The following is a 14,991-nucleotide window of genomic DNA, read 5'->3' as shown; positions in this document are numbered from 1 at the left end:
GTTTCCGTCGCCTTCGTCACCAATGCCGCGCGTTTCTTCCGGTTGCGTTGATTGAGAAGCTTCGGCCGAAACCGCAACAGTAAAAGCCGCTCCTTTCAATGCACCTTCAACCGGGAATCGCGGTTTATGACTATGCCAAGGGTACAAAGGCCTCCCCTGCCTGCGTTTCAAAGATTGGCGACAAAGACAAAAATCGTGGGAATGACCAGCAAAAACAGCAGCAGATTCAGCCATGGGGAAATGACGGGCGGACGGAAAACGGCGGCCTTTACTTGCACGGGTTTGTAACCCATTCTGCTTCAACCCTTTCTGCCGACTGGTTAGTAAAATCCTATACCTTTCCCGCAAAAAAAGTGTTGGGTTGGTACCCGTTTCTCCTCTTTTGGGCTTGTTGGCAGGGCTTTTGCCCCGGACTGCACCGCCTCTCTTTACATAAGGTGTACAGAGTTGCCTTAATAGGAGGGGATCTGATTGGCCGGAAATGAAATCACGGTAAAAGATTTGGTGCAGATGATCAATTCTGTCATGGGACAGCGTGTATTGACTGAACAGCAAATGGAACAGATTTTGGCCGGAGCAAAGAGAGCTCATGACCGCGGCGGAATGAACGCGGTATTGGAATATCTGATGAAAGTGACCCGAGCCGATGTTGATTTTAAGGAATTAAAACAATTTGCAGATTCCATCAGGGCTGATCCTTCGCTGGGGATGGACATTCTGCAGGGGAAAAAGAAAGTTCCGCGCAAGAAAAAATAGCAGGCTTGAAGCAAGCGAGGCCCTCCCGATCCGGGACAGGGCCTTTTCCTGTGAGTCAGTTACCATTCCGGGGACGCCTGCCCCTCTTCTCCTCGATTTTCGTTAGAGCGGATTAGAAGTAGGCGGGCTTTTGAGAAACGGGGTCCGTCTTTTCCATCGGCAAACAGCCGCCCAATTGCACGGCGAAAAAATTTCCGTCGCCGGCGAGTGTGGAAAAGACACTTGTTTCGCGCCGGCCTTTCCCGTTTCTTCATCCGGTCACGATGCTGTCCAATTTTTGTCATCGTTTTCGGTTATGCTAGTAGCATATCGCCGAATTAGGAAAAAGGAGGAGAGCATCGATGCTTTCATTGAAAAAGCTGATCGGAACGGCTGCCGTTCTGGGGCTGATCGGGGGCATCGCTTTTGGCGTCCATCAAGTCAGTTTTGCGCAGGTGAAAAAGCAAATCCTTGGCGAGAGCGGTCAGACACAGCAACTGCAGGGAACTCACCGGGAAAAAGCGGAGGAAATCGTCGCGAAACAGTTGGGAATGGATGTTGCACAGGTAAAACAATTGATGGCCACCTACCAGGTGAAGCCCGGAAAGCTGGCCATTGCCGGTGTAATTGCAAAACTGAGCCGCCAACCGCTCGATCAAGTGCTGCAAACGATGAAACAGAAGCAGAATTGGAAAGAGGTGCTGTCCGTTTATCATTTGGACCGGAGAGCGGTGGTGCAGGAGCTGCATAAGTGGTTTCCGCGCGCACACGCAGCGAAATGGCTGAAAAACCATCCGGCTGTCGCTTTTGAGATTCTGGCCGATTATCTGGGCCGCACCCCGGCGGAGATTCAACAGGCACTCTACCATTCCCGGCTCGGTTTGCCCGGGGCTGTCAAAGCTGCCGTTTTGTCCAAAGCAAGTGGAAAATCTTATGAAGAAGTGCTGAAATTGAAAGAAGAAAAAAAGTCATGGAAAGAGGTTGAACAAGTTCTGCAGATCGATCAGGCCAAGCTGAAGGCGGAATATAAAAAACTGAAGTCCGTTTTCCGCAAAGAGATCAAACAGTGGCGGCAGCAATGGGAAAAGAACCCGGCGTGAAAAGACATGAACATTCGTATCACTGTGCACTTTCATGAAATAACGCCCAAAGGTACAACCTGCTGTACCTCCGGGCGTTATCTTTTGACGGCTTAAAATCCTTGCAAGGTAGTCCATACTTCCAGTTTGGTCTGCACTTTGCTGATCACTTCGTTGGTAAATTCGGTTGTGGTGGAGCTTCCGCCCAGATCGGCAGTGCGGACGCCTTCTCGCACGCTTTCGATCACGGATTCGTAGATGGCGCGGGAAGCGGCGGTTGCTTTGGGATCATTGAAATAAGTGAGCAGGGAAGCAGCGGCCAGGATCATCGCCATCGGGTTGGCGACATTTTTGCCAAACAAGGACGGGGCGGTGCCATGGGGAGCTTCAGCCATAACGACTTGAGAATTGAAATCTTCATTAAAACTCATCAAAATCGATTCTGAGCCGGCGATCGTTCCAAACATTTGCAGAACGAGGTCGCTGAGGCAGTCACCATCGCGATTGAGTGCAGGAATTACCAGGGATTCACCGGAATTGTTGATGAGAAGCGCATAGGTGGCATCAATCAGTTGCGGCTCGTAACGAACTTCAGGATAACGTTTGGCTGCCTCATCCATTTCTTCCTTGAGCATTCCTTCATAGACGGGGCTGACGGTATATTTGGGGCCGCCAAACACTTTTGCATTGGTTTTTTTTGCGTGGCGGAAAGCAAATTCGGCCACGGCGCGGCAGGTTTTGCGGTCGATTTTTTCGGTGCGATAGGCGATTTCATCCAGACCTTCCCCTTCCCGCCATTCTTTGGCACCGTAGGCATCACCGACTGCCATGCGGATGACGGAAATCGGGGCAAATGTTCCGGCCACAGGGCGAACTCCTGGAATGCGGCGGCCGGTACGAATAATCACCTTGCCGTCGATTTCCTTGCGCAAAATTGCGTTGGGGCTGCCGACATCCCCTTTTTCCTCCGGTGTGATTGTTGCCGCTTTCAAACCGAATCCGGCCCGTTTCATGGCTTGAGCCGCATCATAAACAACTTGATTTTTCGTGTTTCGGCGATTTTCTAAACTTAAGTCAAAAGTTTGAAAATCGATCTCAAAGCCGATCACATTGGGATCAAGGACGCGCAATGCTTCGTCCAACAACTCTTGTCCTGTTTGGTCACCTTTCATGACTACGACGGATTTCGTATCCATATTCTTTCACCTCAAGCATTTTAACATTCCCCGTCTATTATACAGTTTCCAAATTGATCGTACTAGCGCTGAAGATTCGGACTAATAACTTAACCCGAGGATTTGGAGTTTTGCCTCATTTTTGGTGGAGCTTGCAGGAGACTATTCGGTACAATGAAAAAAGAAGCAAGCGGATGCGAAGGGAATATTTGTCATTCGATTTTTCGGATTCGCCTCCGCCTTCATCCCCGGTCCTGGGCGAAACGGGGGCAGGAATGATTGCTGAGAAATGGCAAGGAGGTTCTCGCGTGATTATTGAAGTGAGTGTGGCAGTGATCGCGGCAGCGCTCGTGATTCTCGTTATTTTTCTCATTCGTTCATTAAATGCTTTGACCCAAACATTGCTGTCTGTAAACCAGACACTTGCCGACCTCAAGGGGAAAGTGGAAAATACTGTTGAGGAATCGTCCCGCACACTGAAAGAAGTCCGGTTTTTGGTGGAAGACGTGCGGCAAAAATCGCAAAAGGTGGAGCACCTGTTTGATTCACTGGGGGAAATGGGGAAAAGTTTACAGGAGGCTTCCACAAGTGTATTAAAAAGCGTAGAGGTGAACCGCAACCGTTGGGGAAATGCGATTGCGCTCCTCGGTGTCGGAATCGAGCTGGCCAAAAAGTGGAGGCAGGACCATCAGTATGAAAAGGGAGAACGAGGAGGAAAGCTGGATGGCGAAAAACGGTAGATATTTTGTGGCGGGGGCCATTCTGGGCGGTTTGGTCGGTGCGGCGGTTGCCCTGTTAACCGCGCCGCGTACGGGCAAAGAACTGCGCGAAGAATTGGGGAAAAATCTTGAAACAGTGAAAGCGAAAGGGAAAGACCTGTATGTGACCGTGAAAAATCAGGCGGAAGACCTGATGGATAAAGCGAGTGATGCAGGAATAGAGTTTTCCGGCAAATGGCTGGAATTGCCGCTGAAGCCAAAAGAGACGTCTGCAGCGGAAAAAGAATAAATGAAACGGGCTTTGGAGCATGGCCTTCCGCAAGGGGGGAACACGTTCCAAAGCCCGTTTTTCTTCTCAAACGGATTTCCGTATTCTGCCAACATCGCACAAGTCAACACTCCGGAAACGGATGTGTTAAAATAAGAAAAACCGACACAAAGGGTGAAAAAGATGAGCACCTTTACACAACTGAGCGAATTAAACCAATGGGATGAAGTGTATAGCCAGTCAAAACAAATTCCGGTACTGGTGTTTAAACATAGCACAACCTGTCCGATCAGCGCCAATGCCTTTGCGGAACTGAAGAGATTCAGCGAAACCCCTGCCGCGGCCGGCGTCAAAATAGCCGTGGTGCATGTGAGGGAAGATCGGGCGGTGTCCAATCACATCGCCGACCAACTTCAAGTGAAGCATGAATCGCCGCAAGCCATTTTGCTTTCGGACGGAAAAGTTCTCTGGCACGATTCGCATTGGAATATCACGGTCGAATCCCTGCAAAAAGCAGTTGAACAATAGAGAAAGAGAGGTGAAACCCCTGTTGTGCAAAAATCGCCGTGCAACAGGAAGCCATGAACAGCAATGGGATGGGGGAAAGAGCGTGGAAAAGCGTTGCGGATGAATTTATGGAGCGGCTGCACAAACACCAGCGGTACTTGTTCCGCATCGCCTACCGCTTGACCGGAAACCCGGAAGATGCAAAAGATTTGACGCAGGAAACGCTGTGGCAGGCTCATCAGAAATCAGGCAAATATACATATGAAAAATCGCTGAAAGCCTGGCTCAGGACGATGATGACGAATCGTTTTCGCGACCAGAAGCGGAAAAAGAGCCTGCCCGTGGTTACCCTGGATGAAGCGATGCCCCAGGCCGAAGCAGCCGTGAATGCAAATGCTTCAGTCGAAGAACAGGTGGAGCGCAAGCTGTTATTGGAACGGATGAAGGAAGAAATCGGTTCCTTGCCGGAAATATACCGGCGCGTCATTGTCTTGCGCCATTATTACGGGTATTCTTACGCGGAGATCAGCAAGGAATTGGGCATTCCGGAAGGAACGGTGAAAACTCAATTGTTCCGTTCCCGCAAACTGTTGAAAGAACGGTTATCCAGGAAGGGGTAAGGGAGAGGGGCGTATGAGCCGAACCTGTAGGGAAGTAGAGACGCTGATCCAACTCTATGCGGACGGTGAGATCCAGGATCAAGAGATGATGGTGCTACAGGCGCACGTGAAGGTTTGTCCGCATTGTCGGCAGCTTTTTTTCGAGATGGTCGATTTGGTCACGTCACTGGAAAAACTGGGGCGGGAAGCACGGACAAAACAGCGGCGCATCCTGTTCCAGCCGCTGAAATGGACGACAGTCATCGTAGTGGTAGCTCTTTTCGCCTTCATTTCCTCCTTTCATGCCAAATCAAAATCCCCGCAGATCCTTTCGGCAGAAGACGATCCGGAAATGGAAGCAGTTTCCGGCTTGTTGGTATTTGCGACAAGGGACAGACAGGCTCTTCCCGAGGGGACTCCCTTTATTGGCAGTCCGGAATATGTGCCGTACTCCATGGCCTCCGAATCCGCTGCAATTAATCCGGGCAAATCTCCAATCTTTGTCCGGACAAGCACGGCCTGGATGCGAAAAGTGAACCGGTTTATTTTTGTCAGGGTGAGAGATTCGCGCACCTTTTATTACCTGCTGAAGGAGGCGGGCATTCCGGCCCAAACGGAATGGCTTGGAGAGGGATCGGTTCATTTCCCCGCTTCTTTTGTGATCACAACCGGAGAGAGGCCCAGCATTGAACTGATCGATGATTCCGAAGTCGCCCCCGAAAACCCGGGCTGGTTCAGCCGGTTGACCAGTCAAACTCTGATCACTCCCTGAAATCAGGGGGTGACAAGAAAAAAGAATTCGGATATAATGTACAAAATTATTTTTAGGATCGCTTCTGGCATCCAATCCATTTTACGCTTTTCATCGAGCGGAACCTCGTTAAACTACAACATGGTGAGGGCATGGGATATGCCATCGCAGAGAGAACGCCAGCAGGCTCAATGTAAGTGAAGCCACCATAAAAGCTGGCGGGGCAGTTTTTAAATGAGTAGAGAGGAGAAAGACGAGTGAGTGAGCATCAGTTATCTGATTTGCGCGAGAAATTGGATGAGATCAACCTGAAATTATTGGCTCTGTTAAACGAGCGTGCGAGCATTGCAAAAGAAATTGGGGAAGTCAAGAAAAAACAGGGAATTAACAAGTTCGACCCTGAGCGCGAACAAAAGATGTTGGAAGTGCTCACCAAGGAAAATAAGGGGCCTTTTTCCGACGAGACCATAAGCTATCTGTTCAAACAGATTTTCAAGGCTTCGCTCGATTTGCAACAGAGTGATCAGAAAGAAGCGCTGTTGGTCAGTCGCAAAAAGAAGAATTCCGATACGGTAATTGACCTCGGAGGAACCCGGGTTGGCACAGGACGCCCGCATGTGATCGCAGGACCGTGCGCGGTCGAGTCGGAAGAGCAGGTGTTTGCCGTTGCGCGGGCACTCAAGGCACAGGGGATCGAAATCATGCGCGGCGGAGCCTTTAAACCGAGAACGTCGCCTTATGATTTCCAAGGATTGGGCCTTGAGGGATTGAAAATTTTGCGCAAGGCTGCCGATGAATTCGGCCTGAAGGTGATCAGTGAAATCGTGAACCCGGCCGATATTGAAGTGGCAGGCGAATATATTGATGTCATTCAAATCGGGGCGCGCAATATGCAGAACTTTGAATTGCTGAAAGCCGCCGGTTCCGTCAATACGCCGGTTCTGCTGAAACGGGGACTTTCCGCTACACTGGAAGAATTTTTGTTTGCCGCGGAATACATCATGTCGCGTGGAAATGATCAGGTCATGCTCTGTGAGCGCGGGATCCGAACCTATGAGAAGTGGACCCGTAATACACTCGATATCTCAGCCGTTCCCATTTTGAAGAACGAATCGCACTTGCCGGTGTTTGTGGATATCACTCACTCAACAGGCAGACGGGATATTTTGCTGCCCTGTGCGAAAGCGGCTCTCGCAGCGGGAGCAGACGGCATTATGCTGGAGGTTCATCCCAATCCTGCTGTCGCCTTGTCCGATGCAAAACAACAAATCGATATTCCCTCGTTTGATCATTTTATGGGAGAGCTTCGTGCATCGGGCTTATTCGAACAGTCGAAAACCGCTCCAACCGGTGTTTAAAAGGGATAAAGAGAAAAAAACTTTAACGAAAAAGCGAACAGACGTCACAGTCTGTCCGCTTTTTTTGGCTGGAAATTTGGTATGATGATATACAGATAAAAGTCCCGTTTTTGGAAACAGGTTTCAGTTGTTGTCTAGAGGGAGGAACGGTTTGTTGAACACGAGGGAATATCTAGAATTAGCCAGTACCAAGCAGGTAAGCCCGGATGAACTTTATCGTTTTATGGCTACACAAGTTCCGGAGTTAGCGGTTTTGTACCAGGTGACAGAGGGAAGTAAAAAGCCGTTTTTGGCCAAGGGTAATGCGCCGGATCGCCGATATGTTGTCGCTTTCTCGGATGCGGAGGCATCGGCGGTGGTCAAGGTGGATTACCCTGAATATATGAAACGGGAAGAGGAAGCGGCCCTGCCCTTTCTTTTGAAAGCTTTTCGTTCCGATGCGGAAGGGATTGTTTTGAACCCGGGTCTTCCGTCGCGGTTGTTTTTAAATAAAGGTTATTTGAAGGAATTGATTCGCGAGTACGCTGCAGAGCAACTTGCGAAAATGCCCGGGCCGTGGGTGCCGACGATGGAGCAAAATGTGTTGTTGGTCGAATATGAAAAAGGGCAATATACGGTGGCTGTCTACTTGCGTGAGGAAGATGCCGGGGCCGTGACGCAAAAATCAGGCGGGAAGCCTGTTCAGCGTACCTGGAGCGAGGTTTTGGAGCGTTGCCGGCAACTCGGTGCCGATGCTCCCTATTTTCACTACGGATTGCCGGAACAAATTCCTTTCACAAAAGAGCAGGCAACGCGACTCTTCGCCAGCGTCCAGCCCAAGCAAGTCACGGAGACACCGTCGAAAACGGAGAATATCACACCCCAGCAACGACCGATCGATCCGGATGTGGCCGCAGGGCTTAAGAAATTGGAGAAAGCGACCATTGAAGGACAGGGGATGGGAAATGGCTGGGAAGTTTGCCGGGCGATGGCTGAACTGCGGCGGATCTGGGTCGTTGTGGATCCGGAGGGCAATATGGTGATATTGGCTGGACAAGATCAAAGCCCGATCGTCGACTTTTTCACATCGGAAGTTCATGCCAACCGTCTGATCGCCGAGGCCAGGCAAAAAAACCCCAATCTGCCTGCGATGACGCCCCGCCTCATTTCCACGAAGAAGTTGTATCGTGCTTTGGCCCCGCGCAAGCCGATCGTGTGGATTAACCGCGGATCTCCCGAGGCGTGGACCAGCATTATGGGAGACACTTTGCCCTATGTTCTGCAATTGATGGGGCAATTGCAGGGAGAGTCGGTTTAACCGGGGCAGCTCATTCTTTTTTCATGGATGGAAAAGCTAAAGAGTAACTTAGTCTGAACTTGTATTGATTTTGATAAATGGATGTGGAGATAGAATGGCAAAACAGAAGGAAACGATTACGATTTATGATGTGGCAAGAGAAGCAGGGGTTTCGATGGCGACCGTATCGCGGGTCGTAAATGGAAACCCCAACGTAAAGCCGGCTACCCGAAAAAAAGTATTGAATGTTATCCGCCAGTTGGGTTATCGGCCGAATGCCGTGGCCCGGGGGCTGGCAAGTAAAAAAACGACCACTGTCGGCGTGGTGATTCCGGACATTTCCAATCATTTTTACGCCGAACTGACACGGGGAATCGAAGATATCGCGGCCATGTATCACTATAATATTATCTTGAGCAATTCCGATCTGAAAAAGGAAAAAGAAATCAGCCTGATCGAAACTTTATTGGAAAAACAGGTGGATGGATTGCTCTTTCTCGGCGGGGAAGTGACAGAGGCGCACCGGGAGGTTTTCGCTGCCACTTCCGTCCCGATCGTACTGGCGGCGACGAGAGATGAGAAAAAAGAGTTGCCCTATGTGACGATCGATCAGATTCAGGCGGCAAAAGAAGCGACCAGCGTTCTGATCCATGAAGGAGGCCGGCGCATCGCTTTAATCGGGGGGCCGCTGACAGACTCGGTCAACGGGTATCCGCGTTATCTTGGCTATAAAGGGGCATTGGAAGAAAATGATCTCCCGTTTGACGATGAATTGATCCGGATCGGTGATTACCGTTACCGCTCCGGTTATGAGGCGATGACCGATCTGTTGAAGTCCAAACCGGATATCACTTCCGTCTTCGCTACCAGCGATGAAATGGCGGTGGGGGCTCTGCATGCCGCGCAGGACATGGGGCGGAAGGTTCCCGAAGAACTGTCGGTTATCGGCTTTGAAAATATTCCTCTTTCCTCGCAGGTTCGACCTTTGTTGAGCACGGTGGCGGTTCCGATGTATGATATCGGTGCGGTGGCGATGCGCCTTTTGACCAAATACATGAACGACGAACCGGTCGAGTCAGGCCAGGTGATCCTGCAATACCGCATTGAATTGCGAAATTCGACCAGATTGCGGGAGTGGGAAGAAGAACGCTTGTAACAGAAAACATCCTGTCTGGTCAAACTGCAGCACGGGATGAAAGGGAAGCAAAAGGGAGAGGTTGAAGCGAATGCAGGAAAATCGGAGAGTCGGCCTGATCGGCGCAATGGATGAAGAAATCGCATTGCTGCTGGAAAAAATGGATCAGGCAGTAACGCAGAAAGTGTATCAGACTACCTATTATACGGGAACGCTCAACGGGACCCCGGTTGTGGTTTGCAAATCAGGCGTCGGGAAGGTAAACGGTGCGATTTGCACACAGGTTCTCATCGAGCGGTTTCATGTTGAATCGATCATTTTTACCGGAGTCGCCGGAGCGCTGCATCCGGATCTCGATATCGGGGATCTGGTTATTTCGACCGAATGCCAGCAGCATGATCTCGATGCCAGCGCGCTCGGCTTTCCCAAAGGAACCATTCCGTTTCAGGAAACATCCGTGTTTCCCGCTGATCCGAAATTGATCGAATGGGCGGCGCGAGCGGGCGAAAAGCTCGAAGGAGTTCAGGTGCGCCTGGGCAAGGTTTTGTCGGGAGATCAGTTTATTTCCGACAGCGGGAAAGTAACCGAACTGCGTGAACAGTTGGGCGGGGACTGCGTGGAGATGGAAGGCGCGGCAGTGGCTCATGTGTGCCACTTGAGCGGAACGCCTTTTGTCGTGATTCGCTCCATGTCGGATCGGGCCGACCATTCGGCAGATGTGAATTTCACCGAGTTTACTAAGCTGGCGGCGGAGCGTTCCTCGGTTCTTGTCTGCGAAATTCTCGAACAGCGCAAACGGGAAAAAGAACGGAGTTAAAACCAAAGCACCTTGGGCTTTTGGCCCTTGGTGTTTTTTTCATCATGTTGCCAGTGTACCTCCTCCTGCCGGTGCACATAATAAGGATACGCCAAAGGGGGGAAGCATAATGCCGAAAGACGTACTGTGCGAAGTGAATACCTGCACCTATTGGGGACAGGGAAATCTGTGCAAAGCAGATGAAATTTATGTCGTGACCCATACTGAACAGGCCAAGGATACCAAAGAAACTGATTGCAAGACCTTCAAACCCAAGCACTAACCGAATTTCCGCATCCGGCTGCTTTCGTTATGCAGGCAGCCGGGCTGCTTTTTTGATGTCAAATTGCCAATATTATAATGTATGATATAATAATGAAAAATGAAATCGTTTACAGGGGAGGCGTCTTCATCATGAAAAACACGGAACGTATACCCGTTCAAACCAATGGGAATAATTTGCAAAATTATGAAGAAACCTATGCATCTTTTGACTGGAAACAGGTTGAACAGGAATTTTCCTGGTACAAAACCGGAAAAGTAAACGCCGCCTATGAAGCGATCGACCGTCATGTGGAGCAGGGAAAAGGGGAGAAGACTGCGCTCATCTACAGCGCCCCCGATCGTGAAGAAACGTATACGTTCAGGCAATTAAAGGAGAAATCCAACCAATTTGCCCATTTGTTGAAGCGGATTGGCATACATAAAGGGGACCGCGTTTTCATCTTTATGCCCCGGACACCGGATTTATATGTTAGCTTTTTAGGGACGATTAAAATCGGGGCCATTGTCGGACCGCTTTTTGAAGCCTTTATGGAAGCAGCCGTACGAGACCGCCTGGAAAACAGTGAAGCAGTTGCCCTGGTGACTACGCCAACCCTGCTGGAACGGGTTCCTGTAGACGATTTGCCTCATTTGAAACATATTATTCTCGTCGGGGCCAAAGGGGAATTGACGGACGGCTATTACAGCTTTGAAAAAGAACTGGCCAAATCCCCGACCGAACTGGAACCGGTGTGGGTGGATCGCGAAGATCCGATGCTGATCCATTATACGTCCGGATCAACAGGTAAACCGAAAGGGGTGGTTCACGCCCATAACGCGATGATCCAACACTATCAAACGGGAAAATGGGTGCTGGATCTGCAGGAAGGGGATATCTACTGGTGTACGGTCGATCCCGGCTGGGTGACGGGAACATCTTACGGGATTTTTGCCCCGTGGCTCAACGGTGTCACCAATGTCGTGCGCGGGGGACGGTTCAGCCCTGACGATTGGTACCAAACACTGGAAAAATATAAAGTGACGGTCTGGTACAGCGCTCCGACCGCATTTCGCATGTTGATGGCCGCCGGTGAAGATTTGGTGAAAAAATACGACATTTCTTCGGTGCGCCACGTCCTGAGCGTCGGTGAACCGCTGAACCCCGAAGTGGTGCGCTGGGGACTCCAAGTGTACGGCAAACGGATTCATGACAACTGGTGGATGACCGAAACCGGGGGGATTCTCATCTCCAACTATCCGCAGATGGAGATCAAGCCGGGTTCGATGGGGAAACCGTTCCCGGGCATTTATGCCGCGATCCTTGATGATCAGGGCAATGAGTTGCCGCCGTATGAAATGGGCAACCTGGCGATAAAAACACCTTGGCCCTCGATCATGCGCAAGATTTGGAAAAATCCGGAGAAATACCAAGAGTATTTCCGCATCCCCGGCTGGTATGTATCGGGTGATTCCGCTTATAAGGATGAAGACGGCTATTTCTGGTTCCAGGGGCGTTTGGATGATGTGATCAATACCTCCGGCGAGAGAGTCGGTCCCTTTGAAGTGGAAAGTAAACTCGTGGAACACCCGGCAGTGGCTGAAGCCGGTGTGATCGGAAAACCCGACCCCTTGCGCGGTGAGATTATCAAGGCCTTTATTTCCTTGCGTGCCGGTTATAAGCCATCCGAAGAGTTGAAGGAAGAGATTCGCCAGTTTGTGAAAACGCGCCTGGCTGCTCATGCGGCGCCGCGAGAAATTGAATTCAAAGATAAATTGCCGAAAACGAGAAGCGGCAAAATCATGCGCCGTGTCCTGAAAGCTTGGGAATTGGATTTGCCGGTTGGCGATTTATCCACGATGGAAGATTGAGCGACATAAAAAACCCCTTTAGGCGTTCAGTTCCTAAAGGGGTTTGGTTCGTTACTACTGTATAATGCCTCCCGGTTGCTCCCCTCCTCCGTCTGACGGGCCTTGTCCGCCGTTATTATTGTCAGTCGGTGGCTGGGACGAAGAGGGCGGTTGCTGTGTGCCCGGGTTTTGACTGGGCGGCTGAGCCGGGTTATTTTGCCCGGGGTTGGGTACGGCCGGATTATTGGCCGGCGGTTGTGCTCCTCCGCCCTGTTGACCGCCGGATTGCTGTCCGCCTTGTTGCGGCTGGGCAGGTTGGCGGTTGCACTCAAAGCATTGAAAGGGAACAGAGCCTTCGCTTTTAAACTTGCTTCCCTTCGGAATCATGGAAGGCTGCGCTTGGGCCGCCGCTTTGAAAATGCGATTCCAGGCCATCATGGAAAGATCGTGAACCACGACTGTTGCCGGTTGGTCAAAACCGGTCCAGACGCCGAGCGAGATTTCGGGTGTCGCCCCGATAAACCAGACGTCCTTTTCCGAGGAAGTGGTACCCGTTTTCCCGATCACTTCATAGCCGCTGGTTGCATTTCCAACCATTTGTGCCGTACCGGCGGCCACAACCTGTCGCATCATGCCGCGCAGGTCAGATACAGCTGCCGGGCTGAAAACTTTGACCGGCTTGTTGTCCCTGGCGTAATCGTATACGACGTGTCCTTCGGAATCGATGATCTTATCGATCAGATGCGGTTTGTTGAAAACCCCGTTGTTGGCGATCATCGCATAGCCGCCCGTCATTTGTGTGACGGAAAAACCATCGTGAAAACCGCCAAGTGCCGATGCTTCCCCGTCATATTTTTCATTTGGGTTGATATCCATTTTGCGCAGGTACTCAAACCCGTGCTCCACTCCCAGTTTGCGAATGATCTTGATGGCCGGAATATTGAGCGACCATTGCAAGGCGTATGTTGCTGTAACCGGAGCGTTATGGTATTTGCCATTGGCATTGCGGTATGGTGAACCGTCCGGCTTGTAAATCTTCTCATCCACAATCTGCGATGTCGGTGAGATGATGCCTTCATTTAAGGCCGGTCCATAGACCAGGAGCGGTTTGATCGACGAACCGGGTTGCCGTTGCGTGTCGAGGGAACGGTTGAGCCAGTCATAATGCGTTCCGCCGACAAAGGCGAGGATTCCGCCCGTTTTGTTGTCGATCAGGGTTGCACCCACCTGCTCCTTGACCCGCTTGCCATTGATCTTTTTCGACGGCATATGCATTTTGGCAACCGCGTCGTTGACGGCATCGTACATCTTTTGATCGATCGTGGTGTATATTTTGTAACCGCCATTGGTCACTTGCTGGTTATAAGCTTCCAGCGGTTTGTCAATCCCTGCTTTTTTGTCCTTCTCTTGCAGGATTTGTGCAGCTTCTTTGGTGACAGCGTTGATGATGTAAGGATAATCGGCAAATCCGTTATGGAACGACGATTTTTTCGCCAGATGTTTGGCAACATCGTAATGGATTGCTTCATCGTATTGCTCTTTGGTGATTACCTTGTTTTCCAGCATTTTGCCGAGCACGTATTTCATGCGCGCCGTACCGGCTTTCAAATGCGCTTCCTCGTCGCCGTCCTTGGGTGCGTAAAACGGGTTATAGGCATAAGGACTCTGCACCATTCCCGCAAGGTAAGCTGCCTGCGGAATGTCGAGGTCTTTGATGTCCGTATTAAACAAGCCTTTTGCCGCGACGGCAAATCCGGTCATCCGCTTTCCATCCGCATCCGGACCAAACTCGACGCTGTTTAAGTATTTGACCAGGATTTCATCTTTGCTGTAATACTTCTCCAGGCGGATGGCGTCGATGATTTCCATCGTCTTGCGTTCATAGTTCTTGGAACGGTCGTCGAGAATCTTGTTTTTCACCAATTGTTGCGTCAGCGTACTGCCCCCGGTCTGCACGTCGCTGCCGATCACTTGTTGGATTGCAGCCCGAGCGATCGATTTGGGAACAATCCCGTTGTGGGTCCAAAATTCCCGGTCTTCCGTTGAAATTAAAGCGTCGATGAGATTCGGGCTCACTTGATTGAGATTTTTGATCAATTTGCTGTTGGTTTTGGTAACCATGTACCCGATTGGTTTGTTGTCCCGGAAATAGGCGTAGCTTGTTTGCGACCAGCCTGTCAGGTATTTGTCATAATCCTTTTTGGTCATGACCGGCGCGTTTTTAGCGAATGCGGAAAAGACGCCGGTTCCGACGCCGATCACCGCGACGGCGATGATGGAAACTGACGCGAGCAGGATGAGCGCAACGCGTTTTATCACCGGAACGATTTTACTTTTTCCCCATTTTGTCTCTTTCTCGCTGGGGCTGCTTTGAGAGTCCTTCATTCCCTCATTTCTCCCCCCTTTGTCATGCGAAATTAATTATATCACATCCGCCAAACCGCTTGGTGATAGAGAATTTTTGACAATATCTTATTCATT

16 protein-coding genes are annotated in these 14,991 nt (G+C 50.6%); 13 read left to right on the top strand and 3 right to left on the bottom strand.

Going from position 1 to position 14,991, the window contains the following annotated elements:
- Window positions 1-167 precede the first annotated feature (167 nt).
- On the bottom strand, window positions 168-293 hold the full coding sequence (locus tag JG50_RS20830; RefSeq protein ID WP_255517802.1) for a hypothetical protein: 126 nt from the start codon (window positions 291-293) through the stop codon (window positions 168-170).
- Between the two features lie 178 nt (window positions 294-471).
- Between JG50_RS20830 and JG50_RS0100180 the strand changes: the two genes are divergently transcribed.
- Together JG50_RS0100180 and JG50_RS0100175 are read left to right on the top strand one after the other, a co-directional pair.
- Window positions 472-756, top strand: a complete 285-nt coding sequence (locus JG50_RS0100180) for a hypothetical protein (protein ID WP_033099094.1) — start codon at window positions 472-474, stop codon at window positions 754-756.
- A gap of 341 nt (window positions 757-1,097) precedes the next feature.
- Window positions 1,098-1,835, top strand: coding sequence for a hypothetical protein (locus JG50_RS0100175; RefSeq protein ID WP_033099093.1), 738 nt, complete (start codon window positions 1,098-1,100; stop codon window positions 1,833-1,835).
- A 92-nt stretch (window positions 1,836-1,927) separates the two neighbouring features.
- Here JG50_RS0100175 and JG50_RS0100170 read toward each other — a convergent pair whose 3' ends face one another.
- Window positions 1,928-3,010 (bottom strand): isocitrate/isopropylmalate family dehydrogenase, encoded by a 1,083-nt coding sequence (locus JG50_RS0100170; RefSeq protein ID WP_033099092.1) that lies wholly within the window; start codon window positions 3,008-3,010, stop codon window positions 1,928-1,930.
- 287 nt (window positions 3,011-3,297) lie between these two features.
- Here JG50_RS0100170 and JG50_RS0100165 point away from each other — a divergent pair, with 287 nt between their 5' ends.
- From JG50_RS0100165 to acsA, 11 genes are all read left to right on the top strand, one after another.
- Complete coding sequence (locus JG50_RS0100165; protein WP_160173771.1) at window positions 3,298-3,729, top strand: DUF948 domain-containing protein; 432 nt, start codon at window positions 3,298-3,300, stop codon at window positions 3,727-3,729.
- The gene (locus tag JG50_RS0100160; RefSeq protein WP_052153833.1) at window positions 3,713-3,997 is read left to right on the top strand and encodes a YtxH domain-containing protein; all 285 of its coding nucleotides are present in this window, start codon (window positions 3,713-3,715) and stop codon (window positions 3,995-3,997) included. The genes JG50_RS0100165 and JG50_RS0100160 overlap by 17 nt, the downstream gene beginning before the upstream one ends.
- A 162-nt stretch (window positions 3,998-4,159) precedes the next feature.
- Complete coding sequence (ytxJ, locus tag JG50_RS0100155) at window positions 4,160-4,504, top strand: bacillithiol system redox-active protein YtxJ (RefSeq protein WP_033099090.1); 345 nt, start codon at window positions 4,160-4,162, stop codon at window positions 4,502-4,504.
- A 53-nt stretch (window positions 4,505-4,557) separates the two neighbouring features.
- Window positions 4,558-5,103: an RNA polymerase sigma factor gene (locus tag JG50_RS0100150; protein ID WP_152568441.1), complete on the top strand. Its 546-nt coding sequence runs from the start codon at window positions 4,558-4,560 to the stop codon at window positions 5,101-5,103.
- Window positions 5,104-5,116: 13 nt separating this feature from the next.
- Complete coding sequence (locus tag JG50_RS0100145; RefSeq protein WP_033099088.1) at window positions 5,117-5,854, top strand: zf-HC2 domain-containing protein; 738 nt, start codon at window positions 5,117-5,119, stop codon at window positions 5,852-5,854.
- 236 nt (window positions 5,855-6,090) lie between these two features.
- Window positions 6,091-7,191, top strand: coding sequence for a bifunctional 3-deoxy-7-phosphoheptulonate synthase/chorismate mutase (locus tag JG50_RS0100140; RefSeq protein WP_033099087.1), 1,101 nt, complete (start codon window positions 6,091-6,093; stop codon window positions 7,189-7,191).
- Window positions 7,192-7,345: 154 nt separating this feature from the next.
- Complete coding sequence (locus JG50_RS0100135; RefSeq protein WP_152568440.1) at window positions 7,346-8,488, top strand: hypothetical protein; 1,143 nt, start codon at window positions 7,346-7,348, stop codon at window positions 8,486-8,488.
- A gap of 94 nt (window positions 8,489-8,582) precedes the next feature.
- Window positions 8,583-9,623 carry a catabolite control protein A gene (gene ccpA, locus JG50_RS0100130; RefSeq protein ID WP_033099085.1) on the top strand — a complete coding sequence of 347 codons (1,041 nt, stop codon included), beginning with the start codon at window positions 8,583-8,585 and terminating at the stop codon, window positions 9,621-9,623.
- 70 nt (window positions 9,624-9,693) lie between these two features.
- The gene (locus JG50_RS0100125) at window positions 9,694-10,419 is read left to right on the top strand and encodes a 5'-methylthioadenosine/adenosylhomocysteine nucleosidase (RefSeq protein ID WP_033099084.1); all 726 of its coding nucleotides are present in this window, start codon (window positions 9,694-9,696) and stop codon (window positions 10,417-10,419) included.
- A gap of 109 nt (window positions 10,420-10,528) precedes the next feature.
- Entirely contained in the window at window positions 10,529-10,681 is a 153-nt protein-coding gene (locus JG50_RS19170) for a DUF1540 domain-containing protein (RefSeq protein WP_081943620.1), read from the top strand.
- 131 nt (window positions 10,682-10,812) lie between these two features.
- On the top strand, window positions 10,813-12,531 hold the full coding sequence (gene acsA / locus JG50_RS0100120) for an acetate--CoA ligase (protein WP_033099083.1): 1,719 nt from the start codon (window positions 10,813-10,815) through the stop codon (window positions 12,529-12,531).
- 54 nt (window positions 12,532-12,585) lie between these two features.
- Here the strand turns inward: acsA and JG50_RS0100115 are convergent, their stop codons facing one another.
- Window positions 12,586-14,895 carry a transglycosylase domain-containing protein gene (locus tag JG50_RS0100115; RefSeq protein WP_052153832.1) on the bottom strand — a complete coding sequence of 770 codons (2,310 nt, stop codon included), beginning with the start codon at window positions 14,893-14,895 and terminating at the stop codon, window positions 12,586-12,588.
- Window positions 14,896-14,991: the final 96 nt, after the last annotated feature.

Source organism: Thermoactinomyces daqus (genome assembly GCF_000763315.1).
GTDB classification, from domain to species: Bacteria; Bacillota; Bacilli; order Thermoactinomycetales; family Thermoactinomycetaceae; genus Thermoactinomyces_A; species Thermoactinomyces_A daqus.
The sequence above is the reverse complement of the archived record's forward strand: the minus strand, read 5'-3'. Positions and strand labels throughout refer to the sequence as shown.

What these genes read in the sequence shown, in the direction of transcription:
- JG50_RS20830 (WP_255517802.1), bottom strand. Translation starts at nt 293, where the DNA reads ATGGGTTACAAACCCGTGCAAGTAAAGGCCGCCGTTTTCCGTCCGCCC.
- JG50_RS0100175 (WP_033099093.1), top strand. Translation starts at nt 1,098, where the DNA reads ATGCTTTCATTGAAAAAGCTGATCGGAACGGCTGCCGTTCTGGGGCTG.
- JG50_RS0100170 (WP_033099092.1), bottom strand. Translation starts at nt 3,010, where the DNA reads ATGGATACGAAATCCGTCGTAGTCATGAAAGGTGACCAAACAGGACAA.
- JG50_RS0100160 (WP_052153833.1), top strand. Translation starts at nt 3,713, where the DNA reads ATGGCGAAAAACGGTAGATATTTTGTGGCGGGGGCCATTCTGGGCGGT.
- ytxJ (WP_033099090.1), top strand. Translation starts at nt 4,160, where the DNA reads ATGAGCACCTTTACACAACTGAGCGAATTAAACCAATGGGATGAAGTG.
- JG50_RS0100150 (WP_152568441.1), top strand. Translation starts at nt 4,558, where the DNA reads ATGAACAGCAATGGGATGGGGGAAAGAGCGTGGAAAAGCGTTGCGGAT.
- JG50_RS0100145 (WP_033099088.1), top strand. Translation starts at nt 5,117, where the DNA reads ATGAGCCGAACCTGTAGGGAAGTAGAGACGCTGATCCAACTCTATGCG.
- ccpA (WP_033099085.1), top strand. Translation starts at nt 8,583, where the DNA reads ATGGCAAAACAGAAGGAAACGATTACGATTTATGATGTGGCAAGAGAA.
- JG50_RS0100125 (WP_033099084.1), top strand. Translation starts at nt 9,694, where the DNA reads ATGCAGGAAAATCGGAGAGTCGGCCTGATCGGCGCAATGGATGAAGAA.
- JG50_RS19170 (WP_081943620.1), top strand. Translation starts at nt 10,529, where the DNA reads ATGCCGAAAGACGTACTGTGCGAAGTGAATACCTGCACCTATTGGGGA.
- acsA (WP_033099083.1), top strand. Translation starts at nt 10,813, where the DNA reads ATGAAAAACACGGAACGTATACCCGTTCAAACCAATGGGAATAATTTG.
- JG50_RS0100115 (WP_052153832.1), bottom strand. Translation starts at nt 14,895, where the DNA reads ATGAAGGACTCTCAAAGCAGCCCCAGCGAGAAAGAGACAAAATGGGGA.